The 20061-nt window shown below is 65.3% G+C and carries 14 protein-coding genes; 5 read left to right on the top strand and 9 right to left on the bottom strand.

Annotated elements, in window-relative coordinates:
- The first annotated feature begins 158 nt into the window (after nucleotides 1-158).
- Entirely contained in the window at nucleotides 159-1373 is a 1215-nt protein-coding gene (locus ACEVQ6_RS13465; protein WP_374889507.1) for an NADP-dependent isocitrate dehydrogenase, read from the top strand.
- Between the two features lie 138 nt (nucleotides 1374-1511).
- On the opposite strand, the gene ACEVQ6_RS13470 is transcribed toward ACEVQ6_RS13465, so the two are convergent.
- From ACEVQ6_RS13470 to recA, 7 genes are all read right to left on the bottom strand, one after another.
- Nucleotides 1512-2366 (bottom strand): cytochrome c1, encoded by an 855-nt coding sequence (locus tag ACEVQ6_RS13470; protein WP_374889508.1) that lies wholly within the window; start codon nucleotides 2364-2366, stop codon nucleotides 1512-1514.
- A gap of 26 nt (nucleotides 2367-2392) precedes the next feature.
- The gene (locus ACEVQ6_RS13475) at nucleotides 2393-3664 is read right to left on the bottom strand and encodes a cytochrome b (RefSeq protein ID WP_374889509.1); all 1272 of its coding nucleotides are present in this window, start codon (nucleotides 3662-3664) and stop codon (nucleotides 2393-2395) included.
- 14 nt (nucleotides 3665-3678) lie between these two features.
- Nucleotides 3679-4257 carry a ubiquinol-cytochrome c reductase iron-sulfur subunit gene (gene petA, locus ACEVQ6_RS13480; RefSeq protein WP_374889510.1) on the bottom strand — a complete coding sequence of 193 codons (579 nt, stop codon included), beginning with the start codon at nucleotides 4255-4257 and terminating at the stop codon, nucleotides 3679-3681.
- Nucleotides 4258-4568: 311 nt separating this feature from the next.
- Nucleotides 4569-6485 carry an ABC transporter ATP-binding protein gene (locus tag ACEVQ6_RS13485; protein WP_374889511.1) on the bottom strand — a complete coding sequence of 639 codons (1917 nt, stop codon included), beginning with the start codon at nucleotides 6483-6485 and terminating at the stop codon, nucleotides 4569-4571.
- 132 nt (nucleotides 6486-6617) lie between these two features.
- Nucleotides 6618-7901 (bottom strand): calcium-binding protein, encoded by a 1284-nt coding sequence (locus tag ACEVQ6_RS13490; RefSeq protein WP_374889512.1) that lies wholly within the window; start codon nucleotides 7899-7901, stop codon nucleotides 6618-6620.
- Between the two features lie 374 nt (nucleotides 7902-8275).
- Complete coding sequence (gene alaS, locus ACEVQ6_RS13495; RefSeq protein WP_374889513.1) at nucleotides 8276-10939, bottom strand: alanine--tRNA ligase; 2664 nt, start codon at nucleotides 10937-10939, stop codon at nucleotides 8276-8278.
- Nucleotides 10940-11119: 180 nt separating this feature from the next.
- Nucleotides 11120-12211 (bottom strand): recombinase RecA, encoded by a 1092-nt coding sequence (gene recA / locus ACEVQ6_RS13500; RefSeq protein WP_374889514.1) that lies wholly within the window; start codon nucleotides 12209-12211, stop codon nucleotides 11120-11122.
- A gap of 233 nt (nucleotides 12212-12444) precedes the next feature.
- Here recA and ACEVQ6_RS13505 point away from each other — a divergent pair, with 233 nt between their 5' ends.
- On the top strand, nucleotides 12445-13368 hold the full coding sequence (locus ACEVQ6_RS13505; RefSeq protein WP_374889515.1) for a carbohydrate kinase family protein: 924 nt from the start codon (nucleotides 12445-12447) through the stop codon (nucleotides 13366-13368).
- Nucleotides 13369-13405: 37 nt separating this feature from the next.
- A complete protein-coding gene (locus ACEVQ6_RS13510) occupies nucleotides 13406-14338 on the top strand; it encodes a pseudouridine-5'-phosphate glycosidase (protein WP_374889516.1) in 933 nt (310 codons plus the stop codon).
- Between the two features lie 101 nt (nucleotides 14339-14439).
- On the opposite strand, the gene cckA is transcribed toward ACEVQ6_RS13510, so the two are convergent.
- Nucleotides 14440-17034, bottom strand: coding sequence for a cell cycle histidine kinase CckA (cckA, locus tag ACEVQ6_RS13515; protein WP_374889517.1), 2595 nt, complete (start codon nucleotides 17032-17034; stop codon nucleotides 14440-14442).
- A 287-nt stretch (nucleotides 17035-17321) separates the two neighbouring features.
- Between cckA and ACEVQ6_RS13520 the strand changes: the two genes are divergently transcribed.
- Nucleotides 17322-18260, top strand: a complete 939-nt coding sequence (locus tag ACEVQ6_RS13520) for a flagellar biosynthetic protein FliO (RefSeq protein ID WP_374889518.1) — start codon at nucleotides 17322-17324, stop codon at nucleotides 18258-18260.
- Between the two features lie 405 nt (nucleotides 18261-18665).
- Here the strand turns inward: ACEVQ6_RS13520 and dksA are convergent, their stop codons facing one another.
- Nucleotides 18666-19085 (bottom strand): RNA polymerase-binding protein DksA, encoded by a 420-nt coding sequence (dksA, locus tag ACEVQ6_RS13525; RefSeq protein ID WP_374889519.1) that lies wholly within the window; start codon nucleotides 19083-19085, stop codon nucleotides 18666-18668.
- A 448-nt stretch (nucleotides 19086-19533) separates the two neighbouring features.
- Here dksA and ACEVQ6_RS13530 point away from each other — a divergent pair, with 448 nt between their 5' ends.
- Nucleotides 19534-20052: a SixA phosphatase family protein gene (locus tag ACEVQ6_RS13530; protein WP_374889520.1), complete on the top strand. Its 519-nt coding sequence runs from the start codon at nucleotides 19534-19536 to the stop codon at nucleotides 20050-20052.
- Nucleotides 20053-20061 lie beyond the last annotated feature (9 nt).

The raw sequence follows: 20061 nt of genomic DNA on the forward strand, positions 1-20061 counted from the left end.
CCCGCATATGCTTGCAATCGCGGCGAAAACAATCGGACCCCGCCTTAAGTTTCATGGCCCCCGCGCTTTGCCTTGCCGGCCGTGGATGCTATAGCCGCAACGATCGCAGTTTTCCCGCCACGGGGGCGCCCGGCCCCCACAGACCCAACGAGGTTTCCATGGTCAAGATCAAGGTCGCCAACCCCGTCGTCGAGCTCGACGGCGACGAGATGACGCGCATCATCTGGCAGTTCATCAAGGACAAGCTGATCCATCCCTATCTCGATGTCGACCTCGAATATTACGACCTTTCCGTCGAGAACCGCGACGCCACCGGCGACCAGGTGACGATCGATGCCGCCAACGCGATCAAGAAGCACGGCGTCGGCGTCAAATGCGCGACGATCACGCCGGACGAGGCCCGCGTCGAGGAATTCAACCTGAAGAAGATGTGGAAGTCGCCGAACGGCACGATCCGCAACATCCTCGGCGGCGTCATCTTCCGCGAGCCGATCATCTGCAAGAACGTGCCCCGCCTCGTTCCGGGCTGGACCAAGCCGATCATCGTCGGCCGCCACGCCTTCGGCGACCAGTACCGCGCCACCGATTTCAAGTTCCCCGGCAAGGGCAAGCTCTCGATCAAGTTCGTCGGCGACGACGGTCAGACGATCGAGCACGACGTCTATGACGCGCCCGGCGCCGGCGTGGCGCTCGCCATGTACAATCTCGACGAATCGATCACCGAATTCGCCCGCGCCTCGCTGAACTACGGCCTGCAGCGCCAGGTTCCGGTCTATCTCTCGACCAAGAACACCATCCTCAAAGCCTATGACGGCCGCTTCAAGGACCTGTTCCAGAAGGTGTATGACGAGGAATTCGCCGAAAAGTTCAAGGAAGCCAAGCTCTGGTACGAACATCGCCTGATCGACGACATGGTCGCCTCGGCGCTGAAGTGGTCGGGCGGTTACGTCTGGGCCTGCAAGAACTATGACGGCGACGTCCAGTCCGACATCGTCGCCCAGGGCTTCGGCTCGCTCGGCCTGATGACCTCGGTGCTGATGACGCCGGACGGCAGGACCGTCGAGGCCGAAGCCGCGCATGGCACGGTGACGCGCCACTACCGCCAGCACCAGAAGGGCGAGCAGACCTCGACCAACTCGATCGCCTCGATCTTCGCCTGGACCCGTGGCCTCGCCCACCGCGCCAAGCTCGACGACAATGCGGAGCTGGCAAAGTTCGCCGATACGCTGGAGCGGGTCTGCATCGAGACGGTCGAAGCCGGTTTCATGACCAAGGACCTGGCGCTGCTGATCGGCCCCGACCAGCCGTGGCTTTCCACCACCGGCTTCCTCGACAAGATCGACGAGAACCTGAAGGCGGCGATGGCCGCGTGAGCAGCGCGCCTTCCCTGACCTCTGCGGAACCCGGCCTCGCGGCCGGGTTTTTTCATGTCCGAGATCCTACTGAGACGGAAAAAGGCCGCATCGTCTCCGATGCGGCCTTTCTGAATGTCTGCCTTCGCCTGCGAGGGATCAGTGCTCCTTGCGGGCGTAGATCGACTTCTTCGTCAGGTAGAGAAGGATGGTGAAGATCACCAGGAAGACCATGACCATGAAGCCGGTCCGCTTGCGCTCCTCCAGATGCGGCTCGGCTGCCCACATCAGGAAGGCGGAGACGTCCTTGGCATACTGGTCGAGCGTCTGCGGCGCGCCGTCGTCATAGGTCACCTGGTCGTCGCCGAGCGGCGGAGCCATCGCGAGCGCCGCGGCATTGGCGAAATAGGGATTGTAATGCGTCCCTTCCGCCACCTGCACACCTTCCGGCGGATCCTGGTATCCGGTCAGGAGCGAGTAGATATAGTCCGGCCCGCCTTCCTGATACTGCGTGAAGATGTCGAAGACGAACTGCGGGAAGCCGCGGGTGATGCCGCGCGCCTTCGCCAGCAGCGACATGTCCGGCGGGGCGGCGCCGTTGTTGGCGGCGGCGGCGGCCTCGTGGTTGGCAAAGGGCGACGGGAAGTGGTCCGATGGGACCGCCTTGCGTGTGAACATCTCGCCGTCGGCGTTCGGGCCGTCCTGGACCTCGTAATTCGCGGCGAAGGTCTTCACCTGCGCCTCGCTGTAGCCGAGAGCCTCGAGCGTGCGGAACGGCACGAGGTTCATCGAGTGACAGGCGGCACAGACTTCCGTGTAGACCTTGAGGCCGCGCTGGAGCTGGCCCTTGTCGTATTTTCCGAACGGTCCGGCGAAGGACCAGTCGACATGCTTCGGATGGTGGATCGGGTAGTGCGGCGTGGCGCCCTCGCCTTCCTCCGCGGCACGGGCGACGCCCATGCCGAGGCCGGCGATCATTGCGAGCGACAGGATGCCTGCGACAAGCTTCTTCATGTTCTTTTGACCTCTCTGTCGCCCGTTCACGCTTTTGCCGGAGCGGCCTTGCCGCTCTTTGCCAGCACCGCTTCGGTGATCGAGCCGGGCAGCCGCTTCGGCGTCTCGACGAGACCGAGGACGGGCATGAGCACGAGGAAGAAGCCGAAGTAATAGAGTGTGCCGAGCTGCGACATGACGACGTAGATGCCTTCCGCCGGCTGGGCGCCGAGCCAGCCGAGCATGATCGCATTGGCGACGAAGATCCAGAAGAACAGCTTGTACCACGGACGATAGACGGCCGAGCGCACCTTCGACGTATCGAGCCAGGGCAGGAAGAACAGCACGATGATCGCGCCGAACATCACCAGCACGCCGCCGAGCTTGGAGTCGATGAACCAGATGTTGAAGGTGATGGCGCGCAGCATCGCGTAGAACGGCAGGTAGTACCATTCCGGAACGATGTGGGCGGGCGTCTTCAGGGCATCGGCCGGGATGTAGTTGTCCGGATGGCCGAGATAGTTCGGCATGTAGAAGATGAACCAGGCATAGACGATCAGGAAGACCGAGACGCCGAGCGCATCCTTCAGCGTCGCATAGGGCGTGAAGGGAACGGTGTCGGTCTTCGACTTCACCTCGACGCCGGTCGGGTTGGTCTGGCCGGTGACGTGCAGCGCCCAGATGTGCAGGACGACGACGCCGGCGATCATGAAGGGCAGCAGGTAGTGCAGCGCGAAGAAGCGGTTCAGCGTCGGGTTGTCGACGGCGAAACCGCCGAGGAGCAGCTGCTGGACCGGCTCGCCGATGCCCGGAAAGGCGGTGAAGAAGCCGGTGATGACGGTCGCGCCCCAGAAGGACATCTGCCCCCAGGGCAGGACATAGCCCATGAAGCCGGTCGCCATCATCAGGAGGTAGATGACGACGCCGAGGATCCAGAGGATCTCGCGCGGCGCCTTGTAGGAGCCGTAATAGAGGCCGCGGCCGATATGCAGGTAGACCGCGATGAAGAAGAAGGACGCCCCGTTGGCATGCATGTAGCGCAGCAGCCAGCCGTGGTTGACGTCGCGCATGATCTTCTCGACGGAATTGAAGGCGACGGTCGTCTCGGCCGCGTAATGCATGGCGAGGACGACGCCGGTGACGATCTGCACGATCAGCATCACCGACAGCATGGCCCCGAACGTATAGGCATAGTTCAGGTTGCGCGGCACCGGATAGGAGATGAAGCTGTCATGGATCAGCCGCGGCAGCGGCAGGCGGGAGTCCACCCATTTCTCGATGCCGGTCGAAGGCGTATAGGTCGAATGTTCGGCACTCATAATCAGTTTTCCCCTCAACCGATCTTGATCACTGTATCGGATACGAACGAAAAGGTCGGGATCGCCAGGTTCTGGGGAGCGGGGCCCTTACGGATACGGCCGGCCGTATCGTAATGCGAGCCGTGGCAGGGACAGAACCAGCCGCCGAATTCGCCCGCCTGCCCGAGCGGCACGCAGCCCAGATGGGTGCAGGAGCCGATCATGACGATCCAGTTTTCCTTGTCCTTGCCCGCGGACCGGTCGACGTCGGTCGCCTGGGCGTCCGCCGGAAGATTGCTGTTGCGCGCGACGGGATCCTTGAGATCCGACAGCGCCACGGCATTGGCTTCCTCGATTTCCTTTTCCGTCCGGTTGCGGATGAAGATCGGCTTGCCGCGCCACTTCGCCGTCAGCGACATCCCCGGCTGCAGGCTCGAGACGTCGACCTCGATCGAGGCGAGCGCGAGCGTCGACGCATCCGGCCGCATCTGGTCGATGAACGGCCAGGCAACGGACGCGGCGCCAACGGCGGCAGCCATCCCCGTCGTCAGGTAGAGGAAATCGCGGCGAGTGGGCTCGCCATGGGCTTGGCTGGTGGTCTCGGTTTCGCTCACGGCTATACCATCCTCTTCAACGAAATGTTTCGCGGGGGAGACGCTATTCCCCCCGGACGCCGCGCGAGATGCTCGACACCCTCGACTGCTAACGTCACACACGGCCTTCACTTCAAGCGAAAGACATGCGCCAAATCAATAAGGCGATGCGGCAATCATCGTTCATTGTCGAACTTTTGCCCGGGCGTCACCGATAGGCGACAGGCTCGAGACATGAAATTGCCACAGATTCCCCTCCAATGCGGCGGTTTCTATGCCCGATCGACCCTGTTGTCCAGTGTCGCCCCCGGTCCCGGTCAGAATGTCGCGGGTCAATTCAGCGCAGGCGTCTTGACGTCGCCCGAAAGCGTTTCGCCGGCCTGTTGCGCCGCGTCGTCGCGGGCGAGGAAACCGCCGGATTGCCGCCGCCAGAGGTCGGCGTAAAGCCCTCCGCGCGCGACCAGCTCGGCATGGGTGCCGTCCTCGACGATGCGGCCCGCATCCATAACGATCAGGCGATCGAGCGCGGCGATGGTGGAGAGCCGGTGCGCGATGGCGATCACCGTCTTGCCGCGCATCAGGCCCTCGAGATTTCCCTGGATCGCCGCCTCCACTTCCGAATCAAGCGCCGAGGTCGCCTCGTCGAGCACGAGGATCGGCGCGTCCTTCAGCATGACGCGGGCAATGGCGATCCGCTGGCGCTGGCCACCGGAGAGCTTGACGCCGCGCTCGCCCACATGGGCGTCGAAGCCGCGCCGCCCGCGCTGGTCCTCCAGCGTACGGATGAAATCATAGGCTTCCGCCTCGCGGGCGGCCGCCACCAGCCTGCCCTCGTCGGCATCCGGTCGGCCGAAGAGGATATTGTCGCGGACCGAGCGGTGCAGCAGCGAGGTGTCCTGGCTGACCATGCCGATCGCGGCGCGCAGCGATTCCTGCGTGACGGCGGCGATGTCCTGGCCTCCGACGAGGATGCGGCCGCCCTCGACGTCGTAGAAGCGCAGCAGCAGGTTGACGAGCGTCGACTTGCCGGCGCCGGAGCGCCCGACGATCCCGACCTTCTCGCCGGCGCGGATCGTCAGCGAGAGGTGGTCGATGACGCCGCCGCCCTTGCCGTAGTGGAAGCTGACATCCTCGAAACGGATCGACGGATCGCTGACCGCGAGCGTTCCGGCATCCGCTCGATCCGTCAGGCTGATGGGCCGCGAGATCATGTCGGCGCCGTTCTGGATGGTGCCGATATTGCGCATGATGCCGTTGAACTGCGTCATCATCCGGCCGAGCAGGAAATTGAGCCGCAGGACGAGCGCCAGCGTGAAGGCGACCGCGCCGGAGGTCACCTCGCCCTTCAGCCAGAGGTCGACCGCAAGGGCCGCGAGCGTGACGATCATGATGCCCGAGAGAAACGCCATCGACGCGCGCACCCCGGTCAGAAGACGGGTGAAGCGGAAGGTCGCCTCCTGAAAGATCTCGAATCCCTCGCGCATGTAGCGGTCGTTGGTGTCGTCGCGGCCGAAAAGCTTCAGCGTGTGGATATTGGCATAGGCATCGACCATGCGTCCGCTGACCATGGAGGCGGCATCGGCGGAGGCGCGGGCATGTTCGCGGATGCGCGGCACGAAGTAACGGGCAAGCAGGCCGAAGGCGACGAGCCAGACGAGGACGACGAGCGCCAGGCGAAGATCGAGCCCGCCGACCAGCGCCAGCGTCGAGACCGCATAGATGCCGACGAACCAGACGCTTTCCATCAGCGAGGTGACGAGATCGCCGGTCGCCTGCCCCGCCGACCAGACCTTCGTCACGATGCGGCCGGAAAAATCGTTCTGGAAGAAGGACAGTGACTGGCGGGCGACGTGACGATAGGACTGCCAGCGCACGAGATTGTAGAAGCCCGGCGTGATGATCTGCTGGTCGATGAGCGCGGTGAGCAGCGCGACCAAGAAACGTATGCCGGCGATCAGCACCAGCATGAAGACGAGTTCGCCGCCATGGGCGGCAATCAGTCCCGACCAGCCGTCGCCCGGTTTGACCCCGTCGAGGATGTCGACGATGCGACCGACGAACCAGAACAGCGCCGCCTCGATCGCCGCGGTCAGTCCGCCGAGAACGAGCATCGCCACGAAAGGCAGTTTCGCCTGGCGAACATAGAACCAGATGTAGCGCAACAGGGATTGCGGCGGCTGCAGCCGATCGCGCCCGGCAAAGGGGTCGATCCAGGACTCGAAGGCCTTGAACAGCGTATGAACGATCATGCCGCCGATATAGGCGGTTTTGCCGGCGCAGCAATCGGCTTTCGCCGCAATCGGCCACGCCGCGAATTAATCTTTGGTCATCCGGCCCACAGGTCGCGGCGTCGAAACGCCGCGACCTGTGGCACCGCGCACTCAGGCGACGATGATGAAATCGGCGGCGGTCGCCGTCGCGCCGTTGGCGAGCGTGGCGAAATGGATCGCCGCCGCATTGCCGGTTCCGTCCCGGTCGTAGAAGAGCTTGCCGGTCGTCGTCTGCAGCATGATCCGGTCGTTGCCGTCGAGGGCGACGCCGGCCGTGCTGGCGACGAAGCGGCTGTTGGCGAGCGTTCCGAGCGACAGCGCCGTGAAGATGTCCCGATCGAGCGAGATCGTGTCATCGGCGGCGAAATCGGTGATCGTGTCGACATTGTAGCGGGAGAAGGCCGTGTCGAAGACGAAAGTGTCCCGCCCGCCGCCGCCGGTCAGGGTGTCGGTGTTTGACCCGCCGGCAATGAGGTTGTCGCCGACGTTTCCGACGATGGTGTTGGCCAGCGACTGGCCGGTCGCGTTGATGTCGCCGTTGCCGGTGAGGGTCAGCCGCTCGATATGCTGGCCGCGCAAGCTGAAGGATACGGAGGCAAAGACATGGTCATTGTCCCCCTCGCCCTTCGCCTCGATGACCCGGTCCTTGAACGCATCGACGATGTAGGTGTCATTGCCACCCTTGCCGATCATGAGATCATGGCCGATGCCGCCATCGATGCGGTTGTCGCCGGAATTCCCGGTGATCGTGTTGCGCATCGATTGTCCGGTCGCATTGATATTTGCCGTCCCGGTCAGCGTCAGGAACTCGATATGCTGCCCGCGCAGGTTGAAGGACACGGAACTGAAGACATGGTCCTTGCTCCCTTCCCCCTTTGCCTCGATCACGCGGTCGTTGCTGTCGTCGACAATGTAATGGTCATCGCCGGCGCCGCCGTACAGGATATCCTTGCCTGCGCCGCCATCGAGGTAATCGTCACCGGCGCCGCCATAAAGCGTATCGACGCCGGCATGACCGTAAAGGCTGTCCGTTCCCGCGCCGCCCTCAAGGAAATCGTCCCCGTCAAACCCTTCCAGACTGTCCGCCTCGTCCGAGCCGAAGACGATGTCGGTTCCCGAGGTACCGGAGAAGATGCCTGCGGCGCTGAAGAGCGCGACGTTGAAATCGACGCGGATGAACGTGCCGTCATTGTGATCGTTGAGCTCGTAATATCCCGCGGCCGACTGTCCCGGCGTCAATGTGGCGGAGTAAGACAGATCCATCGGGCGATCGACGTCCTGGTAATAATAGTCGCCCTCTTCGCCGATCATCGAGCCTATGTCGCCGGCCCAAAGATAATAGCCGGCCTCCTCGTCATAATAGCCTGAAAGACCGTAGTACAAGTCCACAGACACCGACGAACCGACACGGTCGATCGCGAATCCGGCTGAAATATGAGTCACTTCATTGGAAATACGCATCGCTCCCCCTTCTGCGCAAAAACTGACGCATTCTTATACATTTGCATAAATAATGGACAGTGGATAGAGCAAATGGCGGCGCGTCGTCTGGACACGCACCGACGTGACGTATGCGCGACCTGAAAAGACGTCTTCAACCGGGTCCGTGCTCAGGGCGACGCAAATCCTCGATACCGGAGCGACCCTCCTGACGACTGCGCGGCCGAGAAAATGGCGCAGTGCATTCTCCGGGCGTCGCTCTACCCGTTTGCCGCACGGCAGGCCCGGCAGCGCATACGGCCGGGGAGATGGCGCACAACGCGTCCGCGTCAGCCGGCGATCGCCGCCGCGACAGCCTCGATGGCGGCCTCGGCGCGGCTCCCGTCCGGCCCGCCGGCCTGGGCCATGTCGGCGCGGCCGCCGCCGCCCTTGCCACCGAGCGCCGCGGAGGCGACCCTGACGAGATCGACCGCGCTGAAGCGCGCCGTCAGATCCTCGGTGACGGCAACGACGGCGCTTGCCTTGCCGTCGGCGGACAGGCCGATCAGGGTGACGATCCCCGAGGCGATGCTTTTCTTTCCGTCGTCGGCGAGACCTTTGAGGTCCTTGGCCTCGACCCCGGTCACGACCTTGCCGAGGAAGGACACGCCGGCAACATCGCGCACCGGATCGCTGCCGCCGGCCGAACCGCCACCGCCAAGCGCCAGCTTCCTGCGCGCCTCCGCGAGTTCCCGCTCCAGCTTGCGCTTCTCGTCGATGAGCGCCTCGACGCGCGGAACGATCTCCGCCGGCCCCACCTTCAGCGCCCCCGCAAGGGCGCGAACGCGGTCATCCTGCTCGGCGAGATAGCCGCGCGCCGCCTCCCCGGTCAGCGCCTCGATGCGGCGCACGCCCGCCCCGACCGCACTTTCCGCGACGATCCGCACCAGACCGATATCACCCGTCGCCCCGACATGCGTTCCGCCGCAAAGCTCGACGGAATAAGGCTTGCCGGCCTTGTCGCCGGTGACCGCGCGCCCCATCGACACGACACGCACCTCGTCGCCGTATTTCTCGCCGAACAGCGCCATCGCGCCTTCCGCGATCGCATCGTCGACGCTCATCAGGCGGGTCGTGACCGGCTGGTTCTGGACGATGATCTCGTTCGCCATCTCCTCCACCTGCCTCAATTCGTCCGCCGTCATCGGCTTGGGATGCGAGACGTCGAAGCGCAGGCGCTCCGGCGCGACGAGCGAGCCCTTCTGCGCCACATGGGTGCCGAGCACCTCCCGCATCGCCTCATGCAAAAGATGGGTTGCCGAATGGTTGGCGCGCAGGCGGCCGCGGCGACCATGATCGACCGTCAGCACCGCCGGATCGCCGGGCGCCACCCGGCCGGCTTCGACCACCGCGCTGTGAACGAAGAGCCCCTCGCCGCGCTTCTGCGTGTCCGACACGACAAGCCGCGCATGCTCCGTGACGATCGTGCCCGCATCGCCCATCTGGCCGCCCGACTCGCCATAGAAGGGCGTCTGGTTGACGACGACCTGAACGGTCTCGCCGGCGCCGGCCCCGGCGATCTCGACACCGTCGCGCACAAGCGCGCCGATCACGCCTTCCGCGGTCTCCGTGTCGTAGCCCAGAAATTCCGTCGCCCCGAGCCTCTCGCGCAGCTCGAACCAGATCGTCTCCGCCGCCTTGTCGCCGGACCCGGCCCAGCTCGCGCGGGCTTCCGCCTTCTGCCGCTCCATGGCGGCATTGAAGCCGGCGACATCGACGCCGATGCCACGAAGGCGCAGCGCGTCCTGCGTCAGGTCGAGCGGGAAACCATAGGTATCGTAGAGCTTGAACGCCGTCTCTCCGCCGAGCTCGCCGCCTTCAACCAGATCGGCGGACGCGTCGGCCAGCAGGCCGAGGCCGCGTTCCAGCGTCTTGCCGAACCGCTTCTCCTCAAGCTTCAGCGTCTCGGAGATCAGCGCTTCGGCGCGCACCAGTTCCGGATAGGCGCGGCCCATCTCGCCGACAAGCGCCGGCAGCAGCTTCCACATCAGCGGCTCCTTCGCCCCGAGAAGCTGCGCGTGGCGCATGGCGCGGCGCATGATGCGCCGCAGAACGTAGCCGCGCCCTTCATTGGACGGCAGAACGCCGTCGGCGATAAGGAAAGCGGAGGAGCGCAGGTGATCGGCGATGACGCGATGGCTCGCCCGCCGTTCACCCTCGGCCGGGACGCCGGTCGCCTCGACGGACGCCGCGATCAGGGTCCGGAACAGGTCCGTGTCGTAATTGTCGTGCTTGCCCTGCAAGAGCGCCGAGATCCGTTCAAGCCCCATGCCGGTGTCGATCGAGGGGCGCGGAAGCGAAAGCCGCTCCTCCTTGCTGATCTGCTCGAACTGCATGAAGACGAGGTTCCAGATCTCGATGAAACGGTCGCCGTCCTCTTCCGGAGATCCTGGCGGGCCACCCCAGATATGGTCACCGTGATCGTAGAAGATCTCCGAGCACGGACCGCAGGGGCCGGTATCGCCCATCGCCCAGAAATTGTCGCTTGTCGGGATGCGGATGATGCGGTCGTCGCTGAAGCCGGCGATCTTCTTCCAGAGATCGAAGGCCTCGTCGTCGGTGTGGTAAACCGTGACGAGCAGGCGCCTGCTGTCGATGCCGAACTCCTTCGTGATCAGGTTCCAGGCAAGCTCGATCGCGCGCTCCTTGAAGTAGTCGCCGAAGGAAAAATTGCCGAGCATCTCGAAGAAGGTGTGATGGCGGGCGGTATAGCCGACATTGTCGAGATCGTTGTGCTTGCCGCCGGCGCGCACGCATTTCTGCGCCGTCGCCGCCGTCGAATAGGGGCGGCTCTCAAGGCCGGTGAAGACGTTCTTGAACTGCACCATGCCGGCATTGGTGAACATCAGCGTCGGATCGTTGCGGGGAACGAGCGGGCTCGACGGCACGATCTCATGGCCGTTCTTCCTGAAATATTCGAGGAATGTCGACCGGATGTCGTTGACGCTGCTCATCTGCCCCTGCCCTTTCACCAACACTGACCGCCGCGGGCCTCACGCGCCCGCCAAAGCCTCCCGACCGGCGGGAAACACAGGCTTTTATCGTCCGGGCAAATGCCTGTCCAGACGGCAAAAGAAAACCGGCCGCCATGGCAGATAGCGGCCGGCCGAGACGCGAAGAAAGCCGCGTCCGCTTTACATTTCCGCAGCGTCGTCCGTGTCGTCGCCGGCCTCGGGGCCACCATTCTTCAAGAGCTTGTCGGCGATCAGGCCGGCATTCTGGCGAAGCGCCAGCTCGATCTCGCGCGCCGTCTCCGGATTGTCGCGCAGGAACGTCTTGGCGTTCTCACGCCCCTGGCCGAGACGCTGGCTGTTATAGGAGAACCAGGCGCCCGACTTCTCGACGATCCCGGCCTTGACGCCGAGGTCGACAAGCTCGCCGGTCTTCGAGACACCCTCGCCATACATGATGTCGAACTCGACCTGCTTGAACGGCGGTGCCATCTTGTTCTTCACCACCTTGACGCGGGTCTGGTTGCCGACCACCTCGTCGCGCTCCTTGACCGAGCCGATGCGGCGGATGTCGAGCCGGACGGACGCATAGAACTTCAGCGCGTTGCCGCCCGTCGTGGTCTCGGGCGAGCCGAACATCACGCCGATCTTCATGCGGATCTGGTTGATGAAGATCACCATGGTGTTGGACTTCGAGATCGACGCGGTCAGCTTGCGCAGCGCCTGGCTCATCAGGCGCGCCTGCATCCCAGGCAGACTGTCGCCCATCTCGCCCTCGATTTCGGCACGCGGCGTCAGCGCGGCGACGGAATCGACGACGAGCACGTCGATCGCGCCCGAACGCACCAGCGTGTCGGTAATCTCCAGTGCCTGCTCGCCGGTGTCCGGCTGGGAAATCAGCAGGTTTTCGAGATCGACGCCGAGCTTGCGCGCATAGACCGGGTCGAGCGCGTGTTCCGCATCGACGAAGGCGCAGATGCCGCCGTTCTTCTGCGCCTCGGCGATCGTCTGCAGCGCCAGCGTCGTCTTGCCCGAGCTTTCCGGCCCGTAGATCTCGATGATGCGGCCGCGCGGCAGGCCGCCGACGCCGAGGGCGATGTCGAGGCTCAGCGAACCGGTCGACACCGTCTCGATCTCGACGATGCTGTCCTTGCCGCCGAGCTTCATGATCGAGCCCTTGCCGAAGGATCTCTCGATCTGCGAAAGTGCCGCGTCGAGCGCCTTGCTTTTATCCACCGCTTTGTCCTCTACCAGCCGCAAACTATTCTGTGCCATTGCATCCACCTTTAGGTTATTGAAGCTGTCGAGGCAATCTCGCTTCCTGTTGCGTTTTGTACACTTTTTGTTCTCATCTGGCAAGCGGTGATCAAGGCTATGATCGTGCATTCCAAATTCCCGTTCGTTCACAGTCTGTTCGTGGCGCTCGCTCAGGGCATGGAGAGCGGGCCGGCCGGTGACGGTCGGCAGGTGCCGGACGGCGATTCGAAAAGGAATTCCGGAGGCCGGGCGTGAGCCGCATCGCCGTCTTCGGCGGCGCCCATCTCGACCGTCGCGGCCGCATCAGCGGGGAGACCGCGCCGGGTGCCAGCAACCCGGGAACCTGGTTCGAGGAGCCCGGCGGTGGCGCGCTGAATGCGGCGCGCACGCTCGCCCGCCTCGGCCACCAGGTTCGGCTCGTCAGCGCACGCGGCGGCGACGAGGCGGGCGAACGCGTCGGATCGGCCGCGGAAGCCTCGGGCGTGATCGACTGTCCTGTGACGTTCCTCGACCGGAGGACGCCGAGCTATACCGCGATCCTCGCGCGCAACGGCGACCTGATCGTCGCGATCGCCGACATGGATCTCTATCAGCTGATGCATCCGCGGCGGCTCGCCCGCCGCGCGATCCGCGACATCATCGAGGACGCCGATACGCTCCTGATGGATGCCAACCTCCCGCCGGATACGCTGAACGCCCTTGCCGAGAAGGGCGGAGGGACACGATGCGTCGCCGCAATCGCGATCTCGCCGGCAAAGGTGGTGCGCTATCGCGACTGCCTCGCGTCGCTCGACTTTCTGTTCATGAACCGTGCCGAGGCACACGCGCTGACGGGCGAGACCTCGGCCGATGGCACGGAGCTGATCGCGGCCCTTCGCGCGCGCGGGCTGCGCGGCGGCGCCATCACCGACGGGGCGGCGGCCACCTTCGCCTTCCGCGACAGCGAGATCGCGCGCGTCACGCCGCCCGTCATCGAGGCCGTATCCGACGTCACCGGCGCCGGCGACGCGCTTGCGGCGGGTTTCCTGCATGGCGTCAGCGCGGGCCTGCCGCTCGAAGCGGCGCTGCGCCACGGCGTCGCCGCGGCGGCGATCACCGTCCGCTCGCCGCTTGCCGTCGCAGACGACATGTCGCCGGCCTCGCTGTCGCTGATGCTCGCTGGCATTCCCTTCTGAAACTGCCTTTCCGCCACACTGCAAGGACGCTTTCCCGATGACCGCTCCCGATCCCCTCGCCCCGACGATCTCCTACGCGCCCGAGGTGGCGGCGGCCAAGGCGGAAGGGCGCCCGATCGTCGCGCTCGAATCGACGATCATCACCCACGGCATGCCGTTTCCCGGCAACCTGACCATGGCGCGCAGCGTCGAGGCGATCATCCGCGCCGAGGGCGCCGTCCCGGCGACGATCGCGGTCATCGACGGCGTCCTGCATGCCGGCCTCGACGACGGCCAGCTCAAGGCGCTTGCCCGGACCAAGGGGGCGATGAAACTGTCGCGCGCGGATCTCGCCTTCGCGATCGCCGAGGGAAAGACCGGGGCGACGACCGTGGCGGCGACGATGATCGGCGCGGCGCTTGCCGGCATCGGCGTTTTCGCCACCGGCGGCATCGGCGGCGTGCATCGCAACGCCGAGAACACCTTCGACATCTCGGCCGATCTCGAGGAACTGGCCCGAACGGCGGTCATCGTCGTCTGTGCCGGCGCCAAGGCGATTCTCGACATTCCGAAGACACTCGAAGTGCTCGAGACGCGGGGCGTCCCCGTCGTCACGCTCGGAAGCGTCGAGTTCCCCGCCTTCTGGTCGCGCGGTTCGGGGCTGACAAGTCCGCTCACGCTCGACGATGCGGAGGCGATCGCGCGGTTCCAGGCCGTGCGCCGCACGCTCGGGCTCGGCGGCGGCGTCCTCGTGGCAAACCCGATCCCGGAGGAATATGAGATCCCGCGCGAAACGATGGAAACGTTCATCGCGCGCGCGCTCGGCGATGCGGACGCGGCCGGCATCTCCGGCAAGGCGGTAACACCCTACCTGCTCGGCCGCCTGTTCGAAATCACCGAGGGTCGCAGCCTCGCCGCCAATATAGGACTGGTGGAAAACAATGCGCGTCTTGCGGCAAGGATCGCCGTGGCGATGCGCGACACGGCGTAACCCTCATCTTGTGAAGGAGAATCACTGTCGACGCGCAAGCCTCTGATTGTGCGTTCTTTTCCGGTACGGCAATCGCCCGCCCGACCGCCTGTTCCAGACGGTCAGTTGTCCAGCATCTCCCGGACCGCGACGGCAAGCTGCTTCAGCGAGAACGGCTTCGGCAGGAAGCCGAATTTCGCGTCGGCGGGCAGATTGCGGGCAAAGGCATCCTCGGCATAGCCCGAGACGAAGATGAACTTCATGTCCGGATAGGTCTTGCGCAGTTCGGAAAGCAGCGTCGGTCCGTCCATTTCCGGCATCACCACATCCGAGACGACGATGTCGACGGCGCCGTTCAGCTCCTCCATCACCGCCAGCGCCTCGACGCCGGAGCCGGCTTCATGGACCGTGTAGCCGCGCGTCTCGAGCATGCGCTTGCCGCCGCGGCGCACCGCTTCCTCGTCCTCGACCAGGAGGACCACGGCCGAATCGCCGGTGAGGTCGGCGGGCTCGCTCGCCTTTTCGGGCACGGAGGACGGCAGGGCCGGCCGTTCGGCCACGGCCTCGGCCTGCGGCGCGGCCTCCTCGACGTGGCGGGGGAGGAAGATGCGGAAGGTCGTTCCCTTCCCGACCTCCGAGACGGGATAGATATAGCCGCCGGACTGCTTGACGATGCCATAGACCATCGACAGGCCAAGGCCGGTTCCCTTGCCCACCTCCTTCGTCGTGAAGAAGGGCTCGAAGATCTTGTCGAGGATGTCGGGGGCGATCCCCGTGCCGTTGTCGGCGACCTCGACCAGCACGTAGTCGTCAACCGGCACCTCGCGCCGGTTCAGCGAGGCGACGTCCGCCGCCGGGAAATTGCGCGTGCGCAGCGTGATCGCGCCGCCCTCCGGCATGGCATCGCGCGCATTGACGGCGAGGTTCAGCAGCACTTGCTCGAACTGGCCGAGATCGGTCCTGACCGGCCAGAGGTCCCGGCCGTAATCGACGTCGATCCTGACATGGGTGCCGGTCATCCGGTCGATCAGCATGCGGACGTCGCCGATGACGTCGGTGAGGTTCAGCACCGTCGGACGCATCGTCTGCTTGCGCGAGAAGGCGAGGAGCTGGCGCACCAGCACCGCGGCGCGGTTGGCGTTGCGCTTGATCTCCATCAGATCGGCAAAGCTCGCATCGGCCGGCCGGGCGGAGAGGAGGAGATGGTCGGAGGAGAGCAGGATCGCCGTCAGCACATTGTTGAAGTCATGGGCGATGCCACCGGCAAGCGTGCCGACGGCATTCATCTTCTGGGTCTGCGCCATCTGCGTCTCGAGCGCCTTCTGCTCGGTGATCTCGACCGCATAGACGATGGCCGCCTCCTCCGGCGCCTGTTCGTTGTGGTCGATGACGGCGTTGACGTAGAAGCGGAAATAGCGCCCCTCGTCGCGCGGATGGCGCGAATCGATCGGCGGGATGTCGCTCTGCCGGTCCTTGGCGGCGGCGAGCGCGGTCAGGAGCTGCGGCCGGTCCTGCTCGTGGACGATCGCCTCGAGAAGCGCGCCCTTTTCCATGTCGCCCTGCGACACGACGCCGGAGAAGAGCTTGAGGAAAGGCGCGTTGGTGCTGAGGATGCGGCCGTCGCCATTGACGGAGGCGATCGCCATCGGCGTGTTGTTGAAGAAGCGGGTGAAGCGCATGGCGGCGGCCGAGGCCGACTGGCCGGCATCGTCCTCGTTGCCGCGCGAGAGCACGATCGTCCGACTTTCGCCGGGAGCGCCGTCGCGGGTCGAGGACACGCGATGCACGAGGCGCACCGGCAGGCTCTGCCCGTTGGCCTTGCGCAGGTCGAGGTCGATCATCTTGGTCTTTTTCAGGCCGGGCTCGGCCTGCACTGACTGGATCAGCGCCAGCCCTTCGCCGGCGACGATATCGGCGACGGTCATGCTGCCCGACTGGAATTTCGTCAGGTCGATCGACAACCAGTCGGCAAGCGTGGCGTTGATGTAGAAGACCTCGCCCTTGCGGCCGGCCGAGAAGAAGCCGGCCGGCGCATGGTCGAGATAGTCGATGGCGTTCTGCAATTCCTTGAAGAAGCGTTCCTGCTCGTCGCGCTCGGAGGTGATGTCGGCGATCTGCCAGAGATAGAGCGGCTGGCGTGCGGGGCCGGCGACCGGCATCGTCTGGGCGCCGAGCCGGAACCAGTGCGCACCCGATCCACCGGACGAATGGGGCGCGAGCGGGCGCGGCAGGCGGAACTCCTCGCTGCCACCTTTGCCCTCGTGCAGCCCGTTGGTCAGCCGATAGACGGCCTCCGTCGCCTCGCGGTTGCGCGACAGAACCGCTTCCAGCGACTGCACCTCGGCGGCGCCGGCCGCACCCGTCAGCGCGCCATAGGCGGCATTGGCATAGACGATGCGCCCCTTTCGGTCGGTGACGAGCATGCCGTCCGCGTGGGAATCGAGGAAGGCGCGTCCGAGATCGTCCGGACGGGACTGCGGCATGACCTCGATGAAACCGATGACGGAGGAGACGAGAAAGAAGATGCCGGCCATCGCCAGCACGCCCAGAATGCCGAGGACGACCTCGCTTTCGAGCTGGTCCTTGAAGACGACGAAAGCGAGCGCCGAACCGGTGAGCACGATCGCCAGCAGGATGATGCGCAGCACGGTTCCCGGCCGCGTTCCACGGTCGACGATCGGCACCTGGTAGTCCGCGGCCTCGCGCAATCTCGTCATCCGTTTCCGCTTCCTCAAAAACCGCCGCCGCGCGCCGCAATGCCGTGACGAACGGTCCCGACGCTGCCCGGGCATGCCGGCCGCGACCATGGTCCCCGCGCCGGGCATTCCTTCTTTAACAGCGCTGCCGCATCGGACAAAGCATTTCGGCCGCGCCCCGTCGCGCCAATTCACAAGCGAATGGCCGAAAGCCGCCGCATTTGCGCAGAAATGCAGGACTACCCTTGTGCCGGGCTGAAAAAAGCCTTCAAATGCAGTCACATTTAGACCGAACGGAGCATGCGGCGATGGAAGAGATGGTGGGCGTGGACCCGAACCGGCTGATCCTCGCCGTGGCGATCGTCGCGGTCGCGCTGGTGCTTCTCGTCGTCGTGCTGTGGTTCCTGCGCAACCGGCCTTCGTCCCCCTTCATCCGTGGCGGAAAGAATCGCCAGCCGCGCCTTGCCGTGCTCGACGCCGCGGCGATCGACACCCGCCGGCGGCTCGTGCTGGTGCGGCGCGACGACGTCGAACATCTCGTCATGATCGGAGGCCCAACCGACATCGTCATCGAAAGCCGGATCGTCGCGCGCCCGCCGCAACAAGCACCTGTGCCACAGGAGCAGGCCGCAGCGCCCCGCGCGGAACCGAAGCCGGTGGCAGCCATGCCTTCGCCGGCCGCCCAGCCGCCGGTCTCGGCCATGGGACCGGCGCTTTACGGGGAGGCCATGGAGAGCACCCCGCAGCGCCGCGCCGTGGCGGCGCCCCCGCAGGCGGCGGCACAGCAGCGCCCGCCGGCGGAGACGGCAGCGCGACGCCCGGCGGAAGGCGCCCCCCTTCCTGCCGCCGCCGCGACGCCGGTCCGCCAGCCGCAGACCGCCCCCTCGCCGGTCACCGTGCAGAAGCGTCCCGAAGACATTCTCGATGCGGCGCGCGACCGTGTGCTGGCGCCTGTCTCCGCTCCCGGCGGAGGCCAGCGCCCGGTCGCGGCAACAGACGGTGCCCGGCCGGGCGCGCCGACGGAGTTCGAGCGCGTCCTCGACGCCGAGATCTCGGGCGACCTGCAGAGGCTCGCGCCCGAGCCACGGCGGGCCGATACGCCGCCGCGCGTCACGCCGCAGGCCGCCCCCCAGCGCCGCGAGCCGGTGCTCGGCGTTGCCTCCGCCCCGCCTCAGCGGCAGGAGCCGACGATCGAGGAGGAGATGAACCGCATGCTGAACGAGATGGCCGAAAACCGGAAATCGTGAGGAAGCCGCGCGGAAGGCTTGGAGACGTTACAAGAGGGGTCACGGGGCGGGACCCGTCGCCGCTCTTAATTGCAGAAACCGATGAAATTCCGCTCCGGTTGCTCTGCGTTTCATTCGGTGAACGCTGTGCATACAGGAGATCGTCGTCGATCGCGGAGAGAAACGCCGCAGGCGCCACACAGGCTCGCAAGGATCGGATGAGGACTGAGGGAATCTCTGAGAAAAACGCCTGACGAGTCGCGGAACGACCAGCGATCGGGCGGATCCTCGGATACCCGGAACGCCAACACCGTCCCGACGAGGCCGTCCCGAAGACAGGAACGTTTGACGATGGTCACGCGAGCAGGAGGTGAAAACACGCCTCCCGTCAGGCCGGCGGGGCCGCCGCCATGGCGGCCCGAAATGTCACTCGTCGCGATAGACCTTCTCGCGCCGCTCGTGCCGCTCCTGCGCCTCGATCGACAGCGTCGCGATCGGACGCGCGTCCAGCCGGCGGAGGCCGATCGGCTCTCCCGTCTCCTCGCAATAGCCGTAGGTGCCCTCGTCGATGCGCTGCAGGGCAGCATCGATCTTGGAGATCAGCTTGCGCTGGCGGTCGCGGGCCCTGAGCTCGATCGCACGGTCGGTTTCGGAGGAGGCGCGGTCGGCAAGGTCGGGGTGGTTCGCGCTTTCTTCGGCCAGATGGTCCAGGGTTTCGCGCGCTTCCCTCAGAATGTCGTTCTTCCAGGCATTGAGCTTGGCTCTGAAATATGCTCGGTGATTGGCATTCATGAATTCCTCGTCCTCGGAGAGGACGAATTTACTAAGATCGATCTTCTCACTCAACGCGATTCTCCTGAAGAACATCTCACGAGCGGTGTATAGTCCTATGTTCAGGCCGATTCAAGCCTGTGCCGGAGGGGCCATCCCGGTGGCCGTCTGGGCGGAAATCAGGCTAACCGATTAACATTTCAGCAAAATTACAACGCGGCGATCGGAGACTTGGGAATCACCCAATAAGGGGCGTGGAGAACGGCCATGCCCATTCAAACGCCATGCATTATTTTTAGGCATGATATTTTCACAAGGCTCCCCTGTTTCGAAGCGGGACAGGGGAGCCGTCGAAGGGTCGCGCCGTGCGCATGACAGCAATACCGCTACCGCCGCTTGATCTTTGCCGGCGCAGGGGTGAGAAGGACGATGCGCGGCCGTTCTCATTCCCGCGTGCCGGCGTGGACTGATGAACAGGTCGCGCCCCGACCGGCAGACCCAGCGGCCTTGCGGATCTTCCCCGATGTCCACCGACGCCGCCCCCGCCTTCCGCCTTTTCCTGTTCCGCCATGCCCAGGCCGCCTGGGCGACCAGCGGCATGCGCGACTTCGACCGGGAACTGGACGATGGTGGTTTCGCGGATGCGGACGTCATCGCCGACAGGCTGGCCGATCTGAGGCTCGTCCCCGAGCGGATCCTGTGCTCGACGGCGCGTCGCTGCCGGCAGACCGCCGACGCGCTGAAGCGCTCGATGAGCGAGGATCTCGATATCCGCTATGTCGATTCGCTTTATTCCGGCGGGATGACCGTCTATCGCGACCTGATCGCCGGCCAGCCCGACATCGCCTCGCTGATGGTCGTCGGCCACAATCCGGTGCTCGAGGAACTGCTGCGCGAGCTCGTCGCGCCAGCGCGGATCGGCGAGGAGCGCCCGGGCGCCTATCCGCCGGCCGGCCTTGCCGTCATCGACTTCGACCGCCCGCCCGCCGAGGGCGACTGGCCCTTCGGCCGCCTGTCGCTGTGGATCGAGCCGCGACGCTGAGGGTTCTTT

It is taken from the genome of Ensifer soli, assembly GCF_041928815.1.
In the GTDB taxonomy this organism is placed as follows: Bacteria; Pseudomonadota; Alphaproteobacteria; order Rhizobiales; family Rhizobiaceae; genus JBHFEI01.

What these genes read in the sequence shown, in the direction of transcription:
- ACEVQ6_RS13465 (WP_374889507.1), top strand. Translation starts at nt 159, where the DNA reads ATGGTCAAGATCAAGGTCGCCAACCCCGTCGTCGAGCTCGACGGCGAC.
- ACEVQ6_RS13470 (WP_374889508.1), bottom strand. Translation starts at nt 2,366, where the DNA reads ATGAAGAAGCTTGTCGCAGGCATCCTGTCGCTCGCAATGATCGCCGGC.
- ACEVQ6_RS13475 (WP_374889509.1), bottom strand. Translation starts at nt 3,664, where the DNA reads ATGAGTGCCGAACATTCGACCTATACGCCTTCGACCGGCATCGAGAAA.
- ACEVQ6_RS13485 (WP_374889511.1), bottom strand. Translation starts at nt 6,485, where the DNA reads ATGATCGTTCATACGCTGTTCAAGGCCTTCGAGTCCTGGATCGACCCC.
- alaS (WP_374889513.1), bottom strand. Translation starts at nt 10,939, where the DNA reads ATGAGCAGCGTCAACGACATCCGGTCGACATTCCTCGAATATTTCAGG.
- recA (WP_374889514.1), bottom strand. Translation starts at nt 12,211, where the DNA reads ATGGCACAGAATAGTTTGCGGCTGGTAGAGGACAAAGCGGTGGATAAA.
- ACEVQ6_RS13510 (WP_374889516.1), top strand. Translation starts at nt 13,406, where the DNA reads ATGACCGCTCCCGATCCCCTCGCCCCGACGATCTCCTACGCGCCCGAG.
- cckA (WP_374889517.1), bottom strand. Translation starts at nt 17,034, where the DNA reads ATGACGAGATTGCGCGAGGCCGCGGACTACCAGGTGCCGATCGTCGAC.
- ACEVQ6_RS13520 (WP_374889518.1), top strand. Translation starts at nt 17,322, where the DNA reads ATGGAAGAGATGGTGGGCGTGGACCCGAACCGGCTGATCCTCGCCGTG.
- ACEVQ6_RS13530 (WP_374889520.1), top strand. Translation starts at nt 19,534, where the DNA reads ATGTCCACCGACGCCGCCCCCGCCTTCCGCCTTTTCCTGTTCCGCCAT.